We start from the raw sequence: 16,620 nt of genomic DNA, 5'->3' as shown, positions 1-16,620 counted from the left end.
CATCGACACATGGATATCAACGAAAGGCGTATCGCCTCCCTCCGTACGATCATGGGTGCACTGAGCCAGAAGGAATTCGCTGAGGCTCACGACCTAGACGCGTCGTACCTGTCACAACTGCTCAACGGCCATCGCAAGCTGGGGGAAAAGGCTGCGCTAAATCTGGAGCTCAAGATTGGGCTCGCAGCAGGGACGCTGACATCTCCTCCATCCGAGGAGCCATCCACCGCAGCCCCAGACAACGTGGTTCGCCTGCCCACCAGGGCGGAAAAGGACAAGAACTTCGTGCTGATTCCGCACCTCGATATCGCGGCGTCTATGGGGCATGGCAAGGCAGCCCCAGGTATGCACATTGAAGTCATTCGCGACATGACGGTTCACCTCGACTGGCTCAGGATGCAGGGCCTGAGCTTCTCGAATGTAGACAACTTGGCCATCATCACAGGAGATGGCGACAGCATGTCTGGTACGTTCGCCGACGGCGACGCTCTGCTTGTGGATCGTGGGATTTCCGAGGTGAAAACAGACGCGATATATGTCTTCACCCTTGAGGGCGATCTCTACATCAAACGCCTGCAGCGCCTTACCGGAGGCCAGCTGCGAATGATCTCCGACAACCCCATCTACCCACCGATTACCATCGATGAATCGATGATCGAGCGCATGCACATCCAAGCCCGCGTCCTGCTGGCCTGGAACGCGAAGAAGCTCTAACGAACTCCCGAGCTGCGCCCTACCGGCATTTGCTGGGGCGTAGCCACACTTCGATAATTTAGCATTTGCTATTGCTCAATTAATTAGCCTTTGCTAATTTCACCCCCGTGCCCCTCTCTCACATCAAGGACACGGAAGAATGAAATCAGCACAGCACAAAGGATCGGTCGCGATCCTGATCCACCCCACCGCCTGCAGCAGCCTTGCAAAGATTCAGGCATTCCAGCGCAGCACCGGCTTGCAGTTGGTCGTCACCCAGGATGGTAAGGCCCATGCAGTAACGGCCACCGGAGGTGCAGCATGAGCGAGTTCCACATACCTCTCCGCCAGATCATGCTGCTGCAGAACACCCTGGACAAAGGCGGCTCAGCGACCTGCAAACTGCAGCGCCCGGAAGTGTCGCTTGACGCTCAGCTTGAGATCGAGAACGACACTACTCACCACCGCATCAAGGTGACACTTGGGCCGCTCCTCAGCAGCCTGAGCCTTCCTCGCGCACTTTCGACCAAGTGCCAATCATTGCGAGACTTTCTGCAGGACCTGGCCAATGGCAGGGCTGACTCTGGCGCCCAGTCGGAAGAAGCACTCGCACTCTTGGAGGCGCAGGTCAGTGTGGAAGAAGTGCTCCAAACCGGCCAAACCGCCTATGTCATCGCCACAGTCAACCGCGAACTGCCCCTTGGCGCCGTAGTGACCAACGAGCAAGGGGATGTCTGTGTCGCCGTCACGGGTGCCTGCAAAGAACACCTCGCTGCAGCAGTGCGCGGAAAGCTTCAGCCCGGCCCCGAAGGCCTCGGGAAATGCGCATGAGCACGCTAGAACAACTGCGCAGTGAGTTCGCCACCCCTTGCCCGACGCTGTCCGCCGTGAGGGAGCGCTATTTCGCTCACATCGGTACAGACCGACGGCTGAGGGAGCTCATCAACAAAGGCCAGATCGATCTGCAGCTGAGCAAGTTACACAACTCGGCGAAGGCCCAGCACGTGGTTTACCTGCAGAACTTGGCCGCATATCTGGATCGCCAGGCAGAGCGCACTAATCAATCCGCTTGAACCAGGCGGCCCCGGCCAACAGGGGCACTCTGCCCGCCGCCGACTCTCACCCCGCAAGGTGGCGGGCCACGAAGGAGCACAGCACATGCAACCTCATCAGTACGCACTCGCCGCTGGCATCGGCTGGATGGTCACCCTGATCATCCTTCCTTTCCTGATCGCCAAAGCACGCCGCCTTGCTTATGCCCGAGGCTTCGAGGCCGGTAAAACCTTCCACGACCAGACCTTGAGCCTGCAACTCAAGGAAGCCATACAGGCCTTGGACGATCTCCGCGCAGAGCTGCTGCGCACTCAGCAAACCGGAAATCTGGAGCTTGCCGCGCGCCGAGCGAGCATCACTGCGCTCAAGGCAAGCATCAGGGAGCTTGAAGCCCGAATCATGTCGTACACAGGGCTCGCAGTGACCAAGGCGGACTACGAGAAGCTGGTCAGCGCTTCGTCCACGATGCGCCTGGCTGAGCGCACTTTCAAAGCCTTGAAGACCGATGCCGAGGCAACGCGAGCAGGTGCCCAAGCCGACGTCATTGACGATCTGGCCAAGCGCATCCACGCCCAACTGCGCAGCACCCCGACCAGCGCAGCTACAGCAGGAGCTGCAGCATGACTACTAAGACCCCTCGCAGCTGCCTCGTTCACGGTCCCGCCGGATGCGGCAAGACCACCAACGCCCCAGCCATCGCAAAAGCGCTCGGCCTTAGCCAGATCCTCGACAACTGGGACGCTGGCGCCCCTGTACCGCTGCTGGACACCCTGGTGCTGACCAACGCTGACAATCCCGCCTGGTACTTCGATGGCCGCGTGATAACCTTCGACCAGGCCATGCAGATCACCCGCCAACAGGAAGCGACAGCATGACCGCCGTAAAGATGAACGGCCAGGGCTACGCGGTCGATCAGCTCGACGGCCAGCAGTTCAACATCGCGAGCGTCTCGGGCGGTAAGGACAGTACCGCCACGCTACTACTCGCCCGAGCCCTTGAAGTCCCCAATCTAAGTGGCGTTTTCTCCGACACGGGCAATGAGCACGAGCTCACGCTGGAGTACGTTGATTACTTGACCTCGGTCACCGGCATACCGATCCAAACACTACGCGCAGACTTTACCCAGCAGATCGCGCGCAAGCGCGATTTCATCTCCACCAAGTGGCGCGAGCAGGGTGTCGCCGAAAACCTCATCGAGAGCGCCCTGCAGGTGCTTCAACCAACAGGCATACCGTTTCTGGACCTTTGCCTCTGGAAAGGTCGCTTCCCCTCACGGAAAGCTCAGTTCTGCACCGAAGAGCTCAAGCGGAATGTGATCGTCGAGCAGGCAATGCTTCCCCTGCTGGACGGCAGAAACATGGTCCTGTCTTGGCAAGGGGTACGCCGAGAGGAGTCGGACGTCCGACGCTACCTTCCCGAATTGGATGCAGTCGGGGGCGGGCTCTACAACTACCGTCCCATACTCGACTGGCCTGTCGCAGCGGTTTTCGAGGCACACAAGCATCAAGGCATCAAACCAAACCCCCTGTATAGCCAAGGCATGGGAAGGGTTGGATGCATGCCTTGCATCAACTGTCGCAAAGGTGAGCTGCGTGAGATCGCAGCCCGCTTTCCCGAGCACATCGAGCGGATCGCCTATTGGGAGGACCTGGTTCGTCAGGCAAGCAAAAGTGGTGGCGCGACGTTCTTCGCGGCAGCAAATGCCAAGCATCAGCGGGGGTCCACCAATGGCATGACGCCCGCGGAGCTAGTAGCCATTGCCAACATCCACCAAACAGTCGAGTGGTCCCGCACCACACGCGGCGGGATCCAGTACGACTTGATCGCCAGCGATGGAGAAGCAGACAGCTCCGCCTGCTCCAGCGCCTACGGTCTCTGCGACAGCAGCTGGGTTCATGAAAGCCCCATGGAGGCCGCATGAGCACGCACCGCCATGATTGGTACATGAGCGAGGCCAACGACGGTGGCCTGTATCACTGCAGGAAGTGCAGGCGCACCCACGAAGGCACTGTCCCTGAAGCCCACGGCTGCCCAGTGTCCAATGCCGAACACAGCGCCGTCGCTTGGCTCGGCCAGGCCGGGCTGTACCGCACTCGGTTTGACGCCGTGCACAACTGCGAGCAATCCGTCACGCCAGTATCCGCCAACGAACTGTTCGAACTAGCTAGCAAGCAGGTGCTCAGCCAGCTCAATGAGGGCCGCCAACGTGCCTAACCCAACACGCACCTGGCAAGCGATCAGCCTTGCGCTCGCAGTGGCACTGATCGCTGCCTTGGTCGAGCTGCATCACAGCAGCACCAGCCTCCGCCACCCTGTGACAGTCACGCTGCCGAGTGCAGACAGCGCCACAAACCTTGAGCACCTGGCCTTGAGCCCGAACGCTCGCCGAATCCATGAGAGGTATTCGCTGTGATCGACACATCGACTTATACCCCCACCACCCGTATGCGCAAGGGCATGCAGCCCATGTTTCGCCCCGCCATGTCGTTTATTTGCGACATCTGCGGTAAGGCTCGCGTAAAGGGCAATCACGACCAGTGCTCCAAGACCCGCCAGGCAGCTGGTTTCAACATCATCCGAAGGACTACGGCATGACCATCGACATTATCAAACTGAAGACACTCGCCACGGCTGCGGCCGCCAATCAGTATGACGTCGTAGCCCTGAATGACTACGGCACGGCAGTACCGCCCGCGACGGTACTGGGCTTGATCGCCGAGATCGAGCGCCACCGCCAGATAAACGCCGAGGGCTGTAAGCCCGACAACAGCATCCTGCTCTCTGGCGTCCCCTGCGCCGGTGCAGCGCCATGCCGCAGCCTCGACACAGCGGAGGGCTGCAAGCCCGACCTCAACATCTCCACGCGCCCAAGCGACACGGCCGTTCAAGCTGTTCTCGCGGAGCGGCGACGCCAGCTCGAAACCGAAGGGTATACAACGGAAGGTGACGACCAATACACCGCAGGCCAGCTGGCCGACGCAGCAGGTGCATATGCGTTCTGGGCTCAAACCTGCAACATCCAGGACTTCAAAGTAACTACCGTTCCTCCATCTTGGCCATGGCATCGAGATCAATGGAAACCGACCGATCAACGAACAATGCTCGTAAAAGCCGGCGCACTCATCCTCGCGGAGATCGAACGCCTCGATCGCCAGCAGTCACTTGGCGTCGCAACTGCGATTGCCATACAGCCAGCAGAAGACGATCTGAATCGCATCCCCCCTCCAACGGCTGAGCGAACTGCCGACCTGACTGACGCGCTGCCTACGGTGGCAGTCGAAGGCGACCAACTGGTTATCCGCATCACCACCGAGTGCCTATTGCACGCAGTCACTTGTGCACCGGAATGGCCGGTCGACTACAGAGGCGAGCCAGTCAGCATCCTGAACGGCACGTTATTGATACAGGAAATCATCCACGAACTGCAGCGCGAGGACGAGCAAGGCACTAACCAAATGCACCGCTTGCTTGACCAAGCCGCGCTGGACGCTATCAACAATGGCAGCGAGGCAGTGAGTTATGACTGAGCGCATCCGGCCACCCATGGCCTCGCACAGCCTCGACCTGCCCGCTATATGCGACATATGCGGCAAAGGCAGGTCGACCCGTCGACACACGAAATGTAGCCAGATCCGGCAACAGCGCGAAAGCGAAAAATGGGAATCCTACATGGCCAACGTGGCCGCGAAAAAACGTCAGCAGCCTCAGCGCCCGCAACCACTTCGGTGAATCGGAGAATCATCAAATGGCTAAGCCACAAATTAAACCCATCCACGAAGCAAGCAACTTGACCTCCGATGCCGTGCAACTTTTGATAACCCCAGCAGTGTGGATCCGCAAAGAGTTGCTGTTCCCAATCTTTGGTCTGAGCACTGAAGCCGTACGCAAGTACCGTGACCGGGGAATCTGGCTGGAAGAGAAGCAATGGCGCACCGACCCAGCCAATGTGATTGTCTACAACCGTGTAGAGATTGAGAACTGGATGGCCGGCCGTACATGAGCGTGAAACTTCCAACTGGTGTTGACGCCCTACCCAAGGGCGTCGACATCAACGGTAACCACCTGCGGATCGCCTTCATGTACGAAGGCGAACGCCGCCGAGAGCCTCTACGCAATGTTGCCAAGATCAACAAGGCCGCCATCGCCTATGCAGACAATAAACGCAGAACGATACTTGCGGAGATCAAGGAAAACCGCTTCGACTACGCGGCACACTTCCCCGATTCGGTTTGGCTCAAAGCTCGACAGGAACTTCCCAATGAGCCAGCCAAAAGGACTGTAGATGAAGGGATAGCGCAGTGGCTTGAAGTTGCCAAAGTCAAAAAGGCCCACAGTACATTTATCAATTACAAGAGCAAGTCCGAACACGTTAGGAAGAAATTCGCAGGTAGAACGATCGCCAGCATCCCCAAGAGCGAGCTTGAATTATTCCAAGCCGAGCTACTCACTAATGGCCTCAAACCGAAAACCGTAAATGACGTATTCACGATTATACGGGGGGTGTGGGGGGACGCATTTAGCGACGAGATCATCAAACTCAACCCCCTTGAGCGAATCGAGAACATCCAGTCCGACAGTGACAGCGAATTCGCCGACCCATTCACCCGGAGCGAAATCGAGCGGATAGCTGCTGCAGACCCTGGGCGTATGACAGACAGCCGGATGATCGTCTTCAACTGTTGGGCCGGGCTGTCTCTGTCCGAGTTGATCGCGGCCAGCGTAGAGGACGTCGACCTGGTGGCCGGCACTCTGACAATTCGACGCGCTCTGGTCGCAGGGGAATTCAAGGTACCGAAGGAGCGCTCGCGCATCCGCACGGTGGAACTGATCGCGCCGGCCTTGGAACTGCTGACCATGATCGTTGCTGAAGCGAAGGCTGCAGAGCCCACGCACATCACGGTAGTGCAGCGAGACAACATCACGAAGAAGCATGAGCGGGTCCGCTTCCTATTCCGCAGCTCCACAAGCGGCCTGCTGTGGAACGGCAAGACCGTCAGCAACTGGTTCACCGCCCACCTTGAGAAAGCGGGCATTCGCCATCGAGGCGCCAACCAGGCACGCCACACGTTCGCGAGCCAAGCACTGTCGAGCTACGTCCCGATTGAGTGGGTCGCCCGTCAACTCGGCCACAGCGACACGACCATGGTGCGCAAGCATTACGGCCGCTGGATCTCGAAGGACACCAAAAGCATGGCAGATATCGTCTCCAAGATGATGGGCTTTGCAGCGGACTGAACCGCCCTAAGGCGGCCTAATGGGCCGCAAATCTGCCCTAAATCTGCCCTAACCGACACCCCTAAAACGACGAAGCCCCCGAAAACATCAACGTTTTCGGGGGCTTCGGCTACTTCGCGTATGGCGGAGAGATAGGGATTTGAACCCTAGGTACTGTTGCCAGTACAACGGATTTCGAATCCGTCCCGTTCGACCACTCCGGCATCTCTCCAATGCCGCGCATCATACCAGCGAATTCTGAAAACGCAAACCTTTATTTTCAAAAAAATCGCGTGGTATCAGGCGCTTGCGTGAATGCGCCGCTTACAGCGGCACGCCCAGGCGCTTGGCAACTTCTTCGTAAGCTTCGATCACATCGCCCAAGCCCTGGCGGAAGCGGTCCTTGTCCATCTTCTTGCGGGTTTCTTTGTCCCACAGGCGGCAGCCGTCCGGGCTGAACTCGTCACCCAGGACGATCTGGCCGTGGAATACACCGAACTCCAGCTTGAAGTCGACCAGCAGCAGGCCGGCGTCATCGAACAGTTTGTTCAGTACTTCGTTGACCTTCAGCGAAAGCTTCTTCATCTCTGCCAGCTGCTCGGCAGTGCCCCAGCCGAACGCCACAACGTGGGATTCGTTGATGAACGGGTCGCCCTTCTCGTCGTTCTTCAGGAACAGTTCGAAGGTGGACGGCTCGAGCTTGATGCCCTCCTCCACGCCCAGACGCTTGACCAGGCTGCCGGCGGCATAGTTACGCACCACGCACTCGACCGGGATCATGTCCAGCTTCTTGACCAGGCACTCGTTGTCGCCCAGCAGCTTGTCGAACTGGGTCGGCACGCCGGCTTCTTCGAGCTTCTGCATGATGAAGGCATTGAACTTGTTGTTCACCATGCCTTTACGGTCCAGTTGTTCGATGCGCTTGCCGTCGAACGCCGAGGTGTCGTTACGGAACAGCAGGATCAAGCGGTCGGCGTCGTCGGTCTTGTAAACCGATTTGGCCTTGCCGCGGTAGAGTTCTTCGCGTTTTTCCATGATTGGGCTCCGCTTGCTTGAGTGGGTGGGCTAGGCGATTTCGCGCCAGTCGAGCCCGTGTTCCTGATTCGCCACCTGGAGCCAGTCCGGGTCGCACCCAAGGGTGTCGACGAAGCACTGGCGGGCCAGATGTGGCAGGTTGTTCTTGCTGCTGAGGTGGGCCAGCACCAGGTGCTGCAGGTTGCTCCACCCCAACTCGTCCACCAGGCGCGCGGCCTGGTGGTTGTTCAAATGTCCTTGCATGCCGCCGACCCGCTGCTTGAGGAAGTACGGGTAGTGCCCGCGCGCCAGCATGTCGCGGCAATGATTGGCCTCGATCAGCAGTGCATCCAGGCCCTGATAGCGCTCGAGCAACAGCGCGTCGTACGACCCCAGGTCGGTCAGCATGCCAAAGCGACGGCGACCGTCACTGATGACGTACTGCAGCGGCTCATAGGCATCATGCTCGACCCGCGCCGCACTCACCTGCAGGCTGCCGATATGCAGGCTGTCGCCACAAGCAAGAAAACCGGCCGCCTCCACCGGCTTGCGCATGCCGCGCAATGTGCCCTGGCTGAGGTAGACCGGTACATTGTAGCGCCGCGACAGCAACCCCACCCCATGCACATGGTCGGCATGTTCGTGGGTGACCAGCACGGCGCTCAGCTGAGACGCCTGCACCCCGAGCAGCGCCAGGCGCCGCTCGGTTTCACGCAGTGAAAACCCGCAATCGACCAGGATGAACGTGTCACCACTGGCGATCAGCGTGCCATTTCCCTGGCTGCCGCTTCCCAGTACCGCGAAGCGCACTTAACCCAGGTGGTCCTGAATGGCGCTCAGCACGCGGCGAGCGACATCGGGCGGGGCCACGGTGTTGATGTTCTTCTCGACGGTAACCTGCACGCTTTCGCCAACCTTGCTCAGGCGCACCTGGTAACGCTCGGCGCGGGCCTCAAGCTCTTCCTTGGTTGGCTCGCTGCCAAACATCCGGCTGAAGAAGCCAGGCTGGTTCTGCTTGTCGTCGGGCTTCTCAGACAGGTTGATGTAGTACAGGCCCAGGCTGCGGTTGATGTCTTCCACACGCCATTGACCGCCCTGCTCCAGGGCACGCCCCACACCGGACCAGGCGCGGTCCAGGTCGGCGCCGAGGAACAGCACCGGGTTGCCGCTACCGTCTTCACTCAGGCTGACGCGGCTCGGCGCATCGAAGTCGCGCGCAGCCAGCAAGGACACCGAACCGCCCTTCTCGGCGCTGCGGTTCATGCTGGCGAGCATTTCGTCGACCAGCAGCGCATCGGCGGCCGTGTTGCTGGACGTGGACGGGAACTCAGGCTCGGCAGTGCTGCCCGCCGGGCGCTCGATACTGACGACATACACCTCGGAGGTATTGCGTTGTACGCCAGGCTCCATGCGCACACGCACGCGCACTTCGCTGTCACCACTGCTGGTGGTGCTCGCCAGACGCTGGCCGAGCGATGCCGACAGTTCGTCGAAACGCTGCCAGGTGGTCGTGAATTCGCCGGTCTGCGGGCGCTCTTCGGCAATGCGGAAGCCATTGTCTTCGAAGAACTGATGCGTTACAGGCCAGACTTCGGCCGGCGAACGCTGGGCCAGCACCCAACGGCTGCTGCCGCTGCGCTGCAGGCTGAAATCGCTGACGTCGGCGCCAGCCGACAGCGGTTGCGGACGCGGCACTTCGAACTCGCCCTTGGCGGTGTCGTCGGCGACGTTGCGCGGGATCGGCAGCAGCGGGTCAAGGCGCTTGACGTTGCTGACGTCCTGGGGGAGCTGCATCGGTGCAGTCGGGTGCGCCTGCAGGTAATCGCTGCCGCGGTCGCGGAAATAGCCATCCTCGCCCCACAGCCAGCCACACCCACTGGTGCTGGAAATGATCAGGGCGAGCGCGGAAAGACCAGCCAGTCGCTTCATGCGGTGTACTTCCTCGATTAAACCAGTACGCCGGACTGGCGCAAGGCAGTACGGACTTTTTCGTGACGACCTTCGCTCAGCCAGGTCAGTGGCAGGCGAATGCCTTTTTGCATCAGGCCCATTTCGACGAGCGCGTATTTCACCGGAATCGGGTTGGCTTCGCAGAACAGGTCTTTGTGCAGCGGCATGAGTTTTTCGTTGATCGCGCGGGCCTTCTCGGCATCGCCCGCAAGGGCGGCCTCGCACAGGTCGGCCATCTCGCGCGGGGCGACGTTGGCAGTGACCGAAATGTTGCCTTTGCCACCCAGCAGGATCAGCTCGACGGCAGTCGGGTCGTCGCCGGACATGACGATGAAGTCCTCGCTGACGCCATCGAGGATGGCCTTGGCACGGGCCAGGTCGCCCGTGGCTTCCTTGATGCCGATGATGTTGGGCACGGTCGACAGACGGATCACGGTCTCGGCCTGCATGTCGCAGGAGGTGCGGCCGGGTACGTTGTAGAGGATCTGCGGAATGTCGACGGCTTCGGCGATGTGCTTGAAGTGCAGGTACAGGCCTTCCTGGGTCGGCTTGTTGTAGTACGGCACCACCAGCAGGCAGGCGTCAGCGCCGGCATCCTTGGCGTTCTGGGTCAGGTGCACGGCTTCGGACGTGGAGTTGGCACCGGTGCCGGCGATGACCGGAATGCGGCCAGCGACCCGCTTGACCACGAATTCGATGACCTCGATGTGTTCTTCGACGCTCAGGGTGGCCGACTCGCCGGTGGTGCCGACGGCGACGATCGCGTGAGTGCCGTTTTCCAGGTGGAAGTCTACAAGTTTGCCGAGGCTGCCCCAATCAAGACGCCCTTGTGCATCCATGGGTGTGACCAATGCCACCATACTGCCCGCAATCATGTAAACGCTCCTGCCGGAAAAAGAGAGCGGTAATGGTACTGGGGGCATCGGCCTTGCACAAGCGAAGCAGGCGGGTGGAGCATTCCCCTCGGCGCCTTATTTCGCTACCCTTGACCCTTTGATCGGTGCAGCGCGGCCCGCCGGGCCGTCGACCTTGCTCCCCGGCCAGCGTCCACGTCCTCGCATGCGAGCCCCGGGCCCTGCCGACAGGAGGCTTTCGCCCGTCCTGTGCCGACCGCTCATCGCTTTAGGAATGCTGCATGTCCACCCCCACCGTCCGCGAACAATTCCTTGTCATCAGTGCCCTGGGCCCCAACCCCATGGAGCTGGCCAACGTCCTCAGCCGCGCTGCCTTCGAGAACCGCTGCGCGGTCGTCACCTCGCGCCTGAGCCGCCATGGCGAGACCAGCGCCCTGGTATTGCAGGTCGGTGGCAGCTGGGATGCCCTGGCACGCCTTGAGTCCACCCTCCCCGGCCTGGGCAAGAAGCACGGCCTGACCCTCGACGTGGTGCGCAGCGCCGACCAGGAAGTGCGCCCGCAGGCCCTGCCGTATGTGGCCTATGTCAGTGCGGCCTACCGCCCGGACATCATCAACGAGCTGTGCCAGTTCTTCCTCGACCACCGTGTCGAGCTCGAAGCCATGACCTGCGACACCTACCTGGCACCGCAGACCGGCAGCAGCATGCTCAACGCTCAGTTCACCGTGATCCTGCCGGCCGGCACCCAGATCAGCTGGCTGCGCGACCAGTTCCTCGACTTTGCCGACGCCCTCAACCTGGACGCGCTGATCGAGCCTTGGCGCCCACAGAACCCCGTTTAAGGAATGCATCCATGGCAGTAGCACTCGACCAACCCGTCGCCGACTTCCAGGCCCAGGCCACCGGCGGCCAGTCCGTCAGCCTGGCCGAGCTCAAGGGCCGTCAGGTAGTCGTGTATTTCTACCCGAAGGACAGCACCCCAGGCTGCACCACCGAAGGCCAGGGCTTCCGCGACCAGCACGCAGCGTTCGAGGCGGCCAACACCGTGGTGTTCGGTGTGTCGCGCGACGGCATCAAGTCGCATGAAAACTTCAAGGCCAAGCAGGGCTTCCCGTTCGAGCTGATCAGCGACAAGGACGAGGCCCTGTGCCAGCTGTTCGACGTGATCAAGCTGAAGAAGCTGTATGGCAAGGAATACATGGGCGTGGACCGCAGCACCTTCCTGATCGACAAGGATGGCGTACTGCGCCAGGAGTGGCGTGGCGTGAAGGTACCAGGCCATGTGGATGCCGTCCTGGCAGCGGCCCAGGCACTGAACCAGCGCTGAGCTTCAAGCTTCAAGCTTCAAGCTTCAAGCTTCAAGCTAAAGCGGATCGCATGGACACCGCCATCTGCTTTTACTTGCAGCTTGCAGCTCGAAGCTTGCAGCTCGAAGCTTGCCGCTCGAAGCGTGCCGCTTCAGCTCACAGCATGGGCGCCACGGCAGGTTCGTGCCGCGGCCAGGCATCGAGCACGGCCTTGATCAGCGTCGCCAGCGGGATGGCGAAGAAGATCCCCCAGAAGCCCCATAGCCCGCCAAACAGCAATACCGCGCAGATGATCGCCACCGGGTGCAGGCTCACTGCCTCTGAGAACAACAGCGGTACCAGCACGTTGCCATCGAGCGCCTGGATGATGGCGTACACCGTCATCAGATAGATGAACTGATCCCCCCAACCCCACTGGAACAACGCGATCAGCGTCACCGGCACGGTCACCACCACCGCCCCTACATAAGGCACCACCACCGATAGGCCTACCAGCAACGCCAGCAACGCCGCGTAGTTGAGGCCCAGGCTGATGAACGCGATGTAGGTGGCAATACCGCAGATCAGAATCTCGATGCCCTTACCGCGGATGTAGTTGGCGATCTGCCGGTTCATCTCATTGCCAACCCGGTTCAGCAAGGTCCGCTGGCGCGGCAGGTAGCCACTGACCCAACGGCCGATCTGCTCCCGGTCCTTGAGAAAGAAGAACACCAGAATCGGCACCAGCACCAGATAGATCATGGCACTGACCAGCAGCGGCAGGCTCGACAGCGAAAAAGACAGCGCCCATTGGCCGAACTTGCCGATCTCGCCACGCACCGATTCGATGGCATGCAGCACCTGCTCGTCAGACACCAGGTGCGGGTAGCGCTCAGGCAGGAGCAGAAGCAGCGACTGCCACTTGCCGAGCATGCCCGGTAACTCGTTGAACAACGTGATCAACTGATGCCAAAGCAACGGCACCAGCACCAGCAGGAACACCGCCAGCGCGCTCATGAACAGAGCGAACACCACCATCACCGCCAGCCGCGTCGGCACCCGAAGGCGCTCCAGGGCATTGACCAGCCCCTGCATCAGAAAAGCCAGCACCATGCCCGCCAGCACCGGCGCAAGCATGCCGCCCAGGGTCAGGACCGCGGTAAAGGCCAGAAACAGCAGGACCGCCAGCGCCACAGCCTCCTCATCGGAGAAGTAGCGCTCTATCCAGTCGCGAAGCACTTTGAACATTGACGATCCTTGGTTGGGTCAGGCCTTGCGCAGCCAGTAGGTATAGGTGCCGGCCTCGGCCACTTCATGCAGCAGCGTATGACCGGCCAGCTGGGCAAAAGTGCGGAAATCGCGCTGGGAGCCTGCGTCGGTCGCAATGACCTTCAGCACCGCGCCACTGGCCAGTCGGTTGAGCTCCATCTTCGCCTTGAGCAGAGGCAGGGGGCAGTTCAGCCCGCTGGCGTCGAGTTCGGCGTCGCAGGTCAGGGTGCTGGTCATCAGGGGGTCTCCAAACGTGGAACAGACGTCTTTGGTAACAGGCTGGCTAGCATACCGCCACTGGTCGCCAACGTGTGAGCCGGCTACAGTAGGGGCTTTGACCCGACGCGAGCTTCGTGCATGAATCTACTGCGCCCTACCCTGTTGACGCTGGCCTGCCTGATGGCCGTTCCCGGCCATGCTAGCGACCTGCCTTCACTGGGCGACGCCAGTTCCGCGATCGTCTCGCCGCAGCAGGAGCACCAGCTCGGGCGTGCCTGGCTCAGCCTGCTGCGTGGCCAGGTCAACCAGCTGAACGACCCCCAGCTCAAGGACTACGTCGAAACCACCGTGTACCGCCTGGCCGAAACCAGCCAGCTGCAGGACCGGCGCCTGGAATTCATCCTCATCGACAGCCGCGAGCTGAACGCCTTCGCCGCCCCGGGTGGTATCGTCGGGGTCAACGGCGGCCTGTTCCTCAACGCCCAGACCGAGGGCGAATACGCCTCGGTACTGGCTCACGAACTGGCGCACTTGTCGCAGCGCCACTTCGCCCGTGGCGTGGAGGCCCAACAACGCATGCAGCTGCCGATGATGGCGGCGCTGCTGGCCGGTATCGTCCTGGCGGCTGGGGGCGCCGGTGATGCTGGCATCGGCATGATTGCCGGCACTCAGGCAGCGGCGATCCAGGAGCAGCGGCGCTTTTCGCGGCAGAACGAGCAGGAAGCCGACCGGGTCGGTATCCAGAACCTGGAAAAGGCCGGTTACGACCCGCGCAACATGCCAACCATGTTCGAGCGCCTGGCGCGCCAGTACCGCTACGACGCCAAACCACCGGAATTCCTCCTGACTCACCCGGTCACCGAATCGCGTATCGCCGACACCCGCAACCGGGCCGAACAGGCCCCCAAGGGCGGCGTCGAGGACAGCCAGCGTTATCAGTTGATCCGCGCCCGCGTGGCCCTCATCTATGAAGGCACACCGGGCCTGGCCGCCAAACGCTTCCGCGCGCAGCTGGATGAAGATCCGAAGCTGGACGCTGCCCGCTATGGCCTGGCCCTGGCGCAGATCAAAGGCGGCCAGCTCAACGAAGCGCGTGAGAACCTGAAGCCACTGCTGGCCAAGGCGCCCAATGACATCACCTATAACCTGGCGCAGATCGACCTGGACATCACCAACAACCGCCTGGCCGATGCGCAGCAGCGGGCGGAGCGCATGCAAGGGCTGTATCCGGGCAACTACCCGCTCAAGCAAGTGCGTGCCGACCTGCTGATCAAGCAGAACAAGCCCGCCGAGGCCGAAAAGGTGCTGAACGACCTGATCAAGAACCGCCCGGATGACCCGGATGTCTGGTACGAAATGGCCGAAGTGCGTGGCTTGGCGGGCAATACCATTGGCTTGCACCGGGCGCGGGCAGAGTACTTTACCCTGGTGGGGGACTTCGACCAGGCGATCCAGCAGCTGGATTACGCCAAGCGTCGTGCCGGCAGCAACTTCCCACTGGCATCACAGATCGACCAGCGTCAGCGCGAGATCATGGAGCAGCAGCGCATGGTGCAGGAGATGATGGGGCGGTAAGGGGCTGCTTTCGCAGCCCAATCGCCGGCAAGCCGGCTCCCACAGGGATCGCGCCAGCTTTTAGAAGTTGAGCAAGACAGTGGCTCCCCCAAGGGTCGGATTGGTGTCCAACTTCTTGGGGGCAGTCCATAGCAAGGGGCCGGCGATTGAACCTCAGGCGTTACCCGACAGCTTCAGCCGAGCAGCCTGGGTAAAGTCCAGCATGCGGTTCAAGGGTTTGATGGCTTTCGGCACCAGCGCCGGGTCGACGAAGATTTCATTAGTCCCCTTGCGCAAGCACTCCAGCACCCGCTCCAGGGTATTCATGGCCATCCACGGGCAGTGCGCGCAGCTGCGGCAGGCCGCGCCGTTACCGGCGGTGGGGGCTTCGACGAATTCCTTGTCCGGGCACAGCTGCTGCATCTTGTAGAAGATGCCGCGGTCGGTGGCGACGATGAAGGTTTTGTTGGGCAGTGTCTGCGCCGCCTTGATCAGCTGGCTGGTGGAACCTACCGCATCGGCCAGCTCGATCACTGCCTCTGGCGACTCCGGGTGCACCAGGATCGCCGCATCGGGGTACAGCGCTTTCATGTCTGCCAGCTGGCGCGACTTGAACTCTTCGTGGACGATGCAGGCACCGTCCCACAGCAGCATGTCGGCACCGGTCTGCTTCTGGATGTAACGGCCCAGGTGCTGGTCCGGGCCCCAGATGATGGTCTCGCCGTTGTCCATCAGGCTTTCGACAATTTCCAGCGCGCAGCTCGAGGTCACGACCCAGTCGGCCCGCGCTTTGACGGCGGCAGAGGTATTGGCATACACCACCACGGTGCGCTCGGGGTGCTGGTCGCAGAAGGCCGAGAACTCTTCGACAGGGCAACCCAGGTCGAGCGAGCAAGTGGCTTCCAGGGTCGGCATCAGCACGCGCTTTTCCGGGGTGAGGATCTTCGCGGTCTCGCCCATGAAGCGCACACCGGCGACGACCACCGTCTGGGCGGGGTGGTTCTTGCCGAAACGGGCCATTTCCAGCGAGTCGGACACGCAACCGCCGGTCTCTTCGGCGAGCGCCTGGATAACCGGGTCACAGTAGTAATGGGCAACCAGCACGGCATTTTGCGCCTTGAGCTCGGCAGCAATGGCCGCACGGTATTCGGCCTCCTGCTCGGCTGTCAGCGGGTTGGGCTGCTTGGCGTCGAGGTGGGCCTGAACCAACAGGCGTTCGGATATCTGGGTCATGATCGCTGGACCTGCAGGCGCGCATGCGCGTCAAATCGAGTGTATCACCCGGCCCTGACAGATCGGCTAAGGGCGCCGGACGGCAGGCAAGCCGCCACGGCCCTCTGCGGGCGCGGATTATTATCGGACGCCGAAGGCTACAGACAATCTGGGTATTTCTAAAGCGGTTTTTGTGTGGCCTGCACGGGCCTCATCGCCGGCAAGCCGGCTTGTATGGTTAGACTTGAAGGGGTGGTGGGACTAAATGCCGGATTCTGACTGTTGACGCAGTACAGACTGTG

The 16,620-nt window shown here is 61.1% G+C and carries 22 protein-coding genes and 1 tRNA gene; 15 read left to right on the top strand and 8 right to left on the bottom strand.

Annotated features, from left to right (window positions below; translation table 11 throughout):
- Nucleotides 1-9 precede the first annotated feature (9 nt).
- From ACIPZH_RS08415 to ACIPZH_RS08360, 12 genes are all read left to right on the top strand, one after another.
- Nucleotides 10-714, top strand: a complete 705-nt coding sequence (locus ACIPZH_RS08415) for a S24 family peptidase (protein ID WP_185279667.1) — start codon at nucleotides 10-12, stop codon at nucleotides 712-714.
- A 139-nt stretch (nucleotides 715-853) separates the two neighbouring features.
- Nucleotides 854-1,018 carry a hypothetical protein gene (locus tag ACIPZH_RS08410; protein ID WP_400635901.1) on the top strand — a complete coding sequence of 55 codons (165 nt, stop codon included), beginning with the start codon at nucleotides 854-856 and terminating at the stop codon, nucleotides 1,016-1,018.
- Nucleotides 1,015-1,524, top strand: coding sequence for a hypothetical protein (locus ACIPZH_RS08405; RefSeq protein ID WP_400635900.1), 510 nt, complete (start codon nucleotides 1,015-1,017; stop codon nucleotides 1,522-1,524). The genes ACIPZH_RS08410 and ACIPZH_RS08405 overlap by 4 nt, the downstream gene beginning before the upstream one ends.
- Nucleotides 1,521-1,766 (top strand): pyocin activator PrtN family protein, encoded by a 246-nt coding sequence (locus ACIPZH_RS08400; protein WP_185279670.1) that lies wholly within the window; start codon nucleotides 1,521-1,523, stop codon nucleotides 1,764-1,766. The genes ACIPZH_RS08405 and ACIPZH_RS08400 overlap by 4 nt, the downstream gene beginning before the upstream one ends.
- Before the next feature lie 85 nt (nucleotides 1,767-1,851).
- Nucleotides 1,852-2,370, top strand: a complete 519-nt coding sequence (locus tag ACIPZH_RS08395; protein WP_400635899.1) for a hypothetical protein — start codon at nucleotides 1,852-1,854, stop codon at nucleotides 2,368-2,370.
- Nucleotides 2,367-2,621: an AAA family ATPase gene (locus ACIPZH_RS08390; RefSeq protein ID WP_400635898.1), complete on the top strand. Its 255-nt coding sequence runs from the start codon at nucleotides 2,367-2,369 to the stop codon at nucleotides 2,619-2,621. The genes ACIPZH_RS08395 and ACIPZH_RS08390 overlap by 4 nt, the downstream gene beginning before the upstream one ends.
- Entirely contained in the window at nucleotides 2,618-3,667 is a 1,050-nt protein-coding gene (locus ACIPZH_RS08385) for a phosphoadenosine phosphosulfate reductase family protein (protein WP_400635897.1), read from the top strand. The genes ACIPZH_RS08390 and ACIPZH_RS08385 overlap by 4 nt, the downstream gene beginning before the upstream one ends.
- On the top strand, nucleotides 3,664-3,960 hold the full coding sequence (locus tag ACIPZH_RS08380) for a hypothetical protein (RefSeq protein ID WP_400635896.1): 297 nt from the start codon (nucleotides 3,664-3,666) through the stop codon (nucleotides 3,958-3,960). Before ACIPZH_RS08385 ends, ACIPZH_RS08380 begins: the two co-directional genes overlap by 4 nt.
- Before the next feature lie 377 nt (nucleotides 3,961-4,337).
- A complete protein-coding gene (locus tag ACIPZH_RS08375; RefSeq protein ID WP_400635895.1) occupies nucleotides 4,338-5,273 on the top strand; it encodes a hypothetical protein in 936 nt (311 codons plus the stop codon).
- On the top strand, nucleotides 5,266-5,475 hold the full coding sequence (locus ACIPZH_RS08370) for a hypothetical protein (RefSeq protein ID WP_238739203.1): 210 nt from the start codon (nucleotides 5,266-5,268) through the stop codon (nucleotides 5,473-5,475). Before ACIPZH_RS08375 ends, ACIPZH_RS08370 begins: the two co-directional genes overlap by 8 nt.
- Nucleotides 5,476-5,491: 16 nt before the next feature.
- The gene (locus tag ACIPZH_RS08365; protein WP_400635894.1) at nucleotides 5,492-5,746 is read left to right on the top strand and encodes a hypothetical protein; all 255 of its coding nucleotides are present in this window, start codon (nucleotides 5,492-5,494) and stop codon (nucleotides 5,744-5,746) included.
- Complete coding sequence (locus ACIPZH_RS08360; protein WP_400635893.1) at nucleotides 5,743-6,981, top strand: Arm DNA-binding domain-containing protein; 1,239 nt, start codon at nucleotides 5,743-5,745, stop codon at nucleotides 6,979-6,981. Before ACIPZH_RS08365 ends, ACIPZH_RS08360 begins: the two co-directional genes overlap by 4 nt.
- 121 nt (nucleotides 6,982-7,102) lie before the next feature.
- Here ACIPZH_RS08360 and ACIPZH_RS08355 read toward each other — a convergent pair.
- The 5 genes from ACIPZH_RS08355 to dapA all read right to left on the bottom strand — a co-directional run bounded on the left by ACIPZH_RS08355 (nucleotide 7,103) and on the right by dapA (nucleotide 10,799).
- Nucleotides 7,103-7,192: transfer RNA gene (locus ACIPZH_RS08355), tRNA-Ser, on the bottom strand.
- Nucleotides 7,193-7,284: 92 nt separating this feature from the next.
- A complete protein-coding gene (gene purC, locus ACIPZH_RS08350) occupies nucleotides 7,285-7,995 on the bottom strand; it encodes a phosphoribosylaminoimidazolesuccinocarboxamide synthase (RefSeq protein ID WP_012315794.1) in 711 nt (236 codons plus the stop codon).
- A 30-nt stretch (nucleotides 7,996-8,025) separates the two neighbouring features.
- A complete protein-coding gene (locus ACIPZH_RS08345; RefSeq protein WP_241805992.1) occupies nucleotides 8,026-8,784 on the bottom strand; it encodes an MBL fold metallo-hydrolase in 759 nt (252 codons plus the stop codon).
- On the bottom strand, nucleotides 8,785-9,903 hold the full coding sequence (gene bamC, locus ACIPZH_RS08340; protein ID WP_400629981.1) for an outer membrane protein assembly factor BamC: 1,119 nt from the start codon (nucleotides 9,901-9,903) through the stop codon (nucleotides 8,785-8,787).
- Between the two features lie 17 nt (nucleotides 9,904-9,920).
- Entirely contained in the window at nucleotides 9,921-10,799 is an 879-nt protein-coding gene (gene dapA, locus ACIPZH_RS08335) for a 4-hydroxy-tetrahydrodipicolinate synthase (protein WP_400635892.1), read from the bottom strand.
- Nucleotides 10,800-11,059: 260 nt separating this feature from the next.
- Here dapA and ACIPZH_RS08330 point away from each other — a divergent pair, with 260 nt between their 5' ends.
- Together ACIPZH_RS08330 and ACIPZH_RS08325 are read left to right on the top strand one after the other, a co-directional pair.
- Entirely contained in the window at nucleotides 11,060-11,620 is a 561-nt protein-coding gene (locus ACIPZH_RS08330; RefSeq protein WP_008097509.1) for a glycine cleavage system protein R, read from the top strand.
- 11 nt (nucleotides 11,621-11,631) lie between these two features.
- A complete protein-coding gene (locus tag ACIPZH_RS08325; protein ID WP_241805989.1) occupies nucleotides 11,632-12,105 on the top strand; it encodes a peroxiredoxin in 474 nt (157 codons plus the stop codon).
- A 136-nt stretch (nucleotides 12,106-12,241) separates the two neighbouring features.
- Here ACIPZH_RS08325 and ACIPZH_RS08320 read toward each other — a convergent pair whose 3' ends face one another.
- Nucleotides 12,242-13,312 (bottom strand): AI-2E family transporter, encoded by a 1,071-nt coding sequence (locus ACIPZH_RS08320; protein ID WP_400635891.1) that lies wholly within the window; start codon nucleotides 13,310-13,312, stop codon nucleotides 12,242-12,244.
- An 18-nt stretch (nucleotides 13,313-13,330) separates the two neighbouring features.
- Complete coding sequence (locus ACIPZH_RS08315; RefSeq protein ID WP_241805987.1) at nucleotides 13,331-13,570, bottom strand: sulfurtransferase TusA family protein; 240 nt, start codon at nucleotides 13,568-13,570, stop codon at nucleotides 13,331-13,333.
- A gap of 120 nt (nucleotides 13,571-13,690) precedes the next feature.
- Between ACIPZH_RS08315 and ACIPZH_RS08310 the strand changes: the two genes are divergently transcribed.
- Nucleotides 13,691-15,127: a M48 family metalloprotease gene (locus ACIPZH_RS08310; protein ID WP_241805986.1), complete on the top strand. Its 1,437-nt coding sequence runs from the start codon at nucleotides 13,691-13,693 to the stop codon at nucleotides 15,125-15,127.
- Nucleotides 15,128-15,280: 153 nt separating this feature from the next.
- Here the strand turns inward: ACIPZH_RS08310 and nadA are convergent, their stop codons facing one another.
- Nucleotides 15,281-16,339 (bottom strand): quinolinate synthase NadA, encoded by a 1,059-nt coding sequence (nadA, locus tag ACIPZH_RS08305; RefSeq protein ID WP_267818079.1) that lies wholly within the window; start codon nucleotides 16,337-16,339, stop codon nucleotides 15,281-15,283.
- Nucleotides 16,340-16,620 lie beyond the last annotated feature (281 nt).

This window comes from Pseudomonas sp. NPDC089758 (assembly GCF_044748705.1).
Taxonomy (GTDB): Bacteria; Pseudomonadota; Gammaproteobacteria; order Pseudomonadales; family Pseudomonadaceae; genus Aquipseudomonas; species Aquipseudomonas putida_X.
This window is presented reverse-complemented; position numbering and strand designations above follow the sequence as displayed.

What these genes read in the sequence shown, in the direction of transcription:
- ACIPZH_RS08415 (WP_185279667.1), top strand. Translation starts at nt 10, where the DNA reads ATGGATATCAACGAAAGGCGTATCGCCTCCCTCCGTACGATCATGGGT.
- ACIPZH_RS08410 (WP_400635901.1), top strand. Translation starts at nt 854, where the DNA reads ATGAAATCAGCACAGCACAAAGGATCGGTCGCGATCCTGATCCACCCC.
- ACIPZH_RS08405 (WP_400635900.1), top strand. Translation starts at nt 1,015, where the DNA reads ATGAGCGAGTTCCACATACCTCTCCGCCAGATCATGCTGCTGCAGAAC.
- ACIPZH_RS08400 (WP_185279670.1), top strand. Translation starts at nt 1,521, where the DNA reads ATGAGCACGCTAGAACAACTGCGCAGTGAGTTCGCCACCCCTTGCCCG.
- ACIPZH_RS08395 (WP_400635899.1), top strand. Translation starts at nt 1,852, where the DNA reads ATGCAACCTCATCAGTACGCACTCGCCGCTGGCATCGGCTGGATGGTC.
- ACIPZH_RS08390 (WP_400635898.1), top strand. Translation starts at nt 2,367, where the DNA reads ATGACTACTAAGACCCCTCGCAGCTGCCTCGTTCACGGTCCCGCCGGA.
- ACIPZH_RS08385 (WP_400635897.1), top strand. Translation starts at nt 2,618, where the DNA reads ATGACCGCCGTAAAGATGAACGGCCAGGGCTACGCGGTCGATCAGCTC.
- ACIPZH_RS08380 (WP_400635896.1), top strand. Translation starts at nt 3,664, where the DNA reads ATGAGCACGCACCGCCATGATTGGTACATGAGCGAGGCCAACGACGGT.
- ACIPZH_RS08375 (WP_400635895.1), top strand. Translation starts at nt 4,338, where the DNA reads ATGACCATCGACATTATCAAACTGAAGACACTCGCCACGGCTGCGGCC.
- ACIPZH_RS08370 (WP_238739203.1), top strand. Translation starts at nt 5,266, where the DNA reads ATGACTGAGCGCATCCGGCCACCCATGGCCTCGCACAGCCTCGACCTG.
- ACIPZH_RS08365 (WP_400635894.1), top strand. Translation starts at nt 5,492, where the DNA reads ATGGCTAAGCCACAAATTAAACCCATCCACGAAGCAAGCAACTTGACC.
- ACIPZH_RS08360 (WP_400635893.1), top strand. Translation starts at nt 5,743, where the DNA reads ATGAGCGTGAAACTTCCAACTGGTGTTGACGCCCTACCCAAGGGCGTC.
- purC (WP_012315794.1), bottom strand. Translation starts at nt 7,995, where the DNA reads ATGGAAAAACGCGAAGAACTCTACCGCGGCAAGGCCAAATCGGTTTAC.
- bamC (WP_400629981.1), bottom strand. Translation starts at nt 9,903, where the DNA reads ATGAAGCGACTGGCTGGTCTTTCCGCGCTCGCCCTGATCATTTCCAGC.
- dapA (WP_400635892.1), bottom strand. Translation starts at nt 10,799, where the DNA reads ATGATTGCGGGCAGTATGGTGGCATTGGTCACACCCATGGATGCACAA.
- ACIPZH_RS08330 (WP_008097509.1), top strand. Translation starts at nt 11,060, where the DNA reads ATGTCCACCCCCACCGTCCGCGAACAATTCCTTGTCATCAGTGCCCTG.
- ACIPZH_RS08325 (WP_241805989.1), top strand. Translation starts at nt 11,632, where the DNA reads ATGGCAGTAGCACTCGACCAACCCGTCGCCGACTTCCAGGCCCAGGCC.
- ACIPZH_RS08320 (WP_400635891.1), bottom strand. Translation starts at nt 13,312, where the DNA reads ATGTTCAAAGTGCTTCGCGACTGGATAGAGCGCTACTTCTCCGATGAG.
- ACIPZH_RS08315 (WP_241805987.1), bottom strand. Translation starts at nt 13,570, where the DNA reads ATGACCAGCACCCTGACCTGCGACGCCGAACTCGACGCCAGCGGGCTG.
- ACIPZH_RS08310 (WP_241805986.1), top strand. Translation starts at nt 13,691, where the DNA reads ATGAATCTACTGCGCCCTACCCTGTTGACGCTGGCCTGCCTGATGGCC.
- nadA (WP_267818079.1), bottom strand. Translation starts at nt 16,339, where the DNA reads ATGACCCAGATATCCGAACGCCTGTTGGTTCAGGCCCACCTCGACGCC.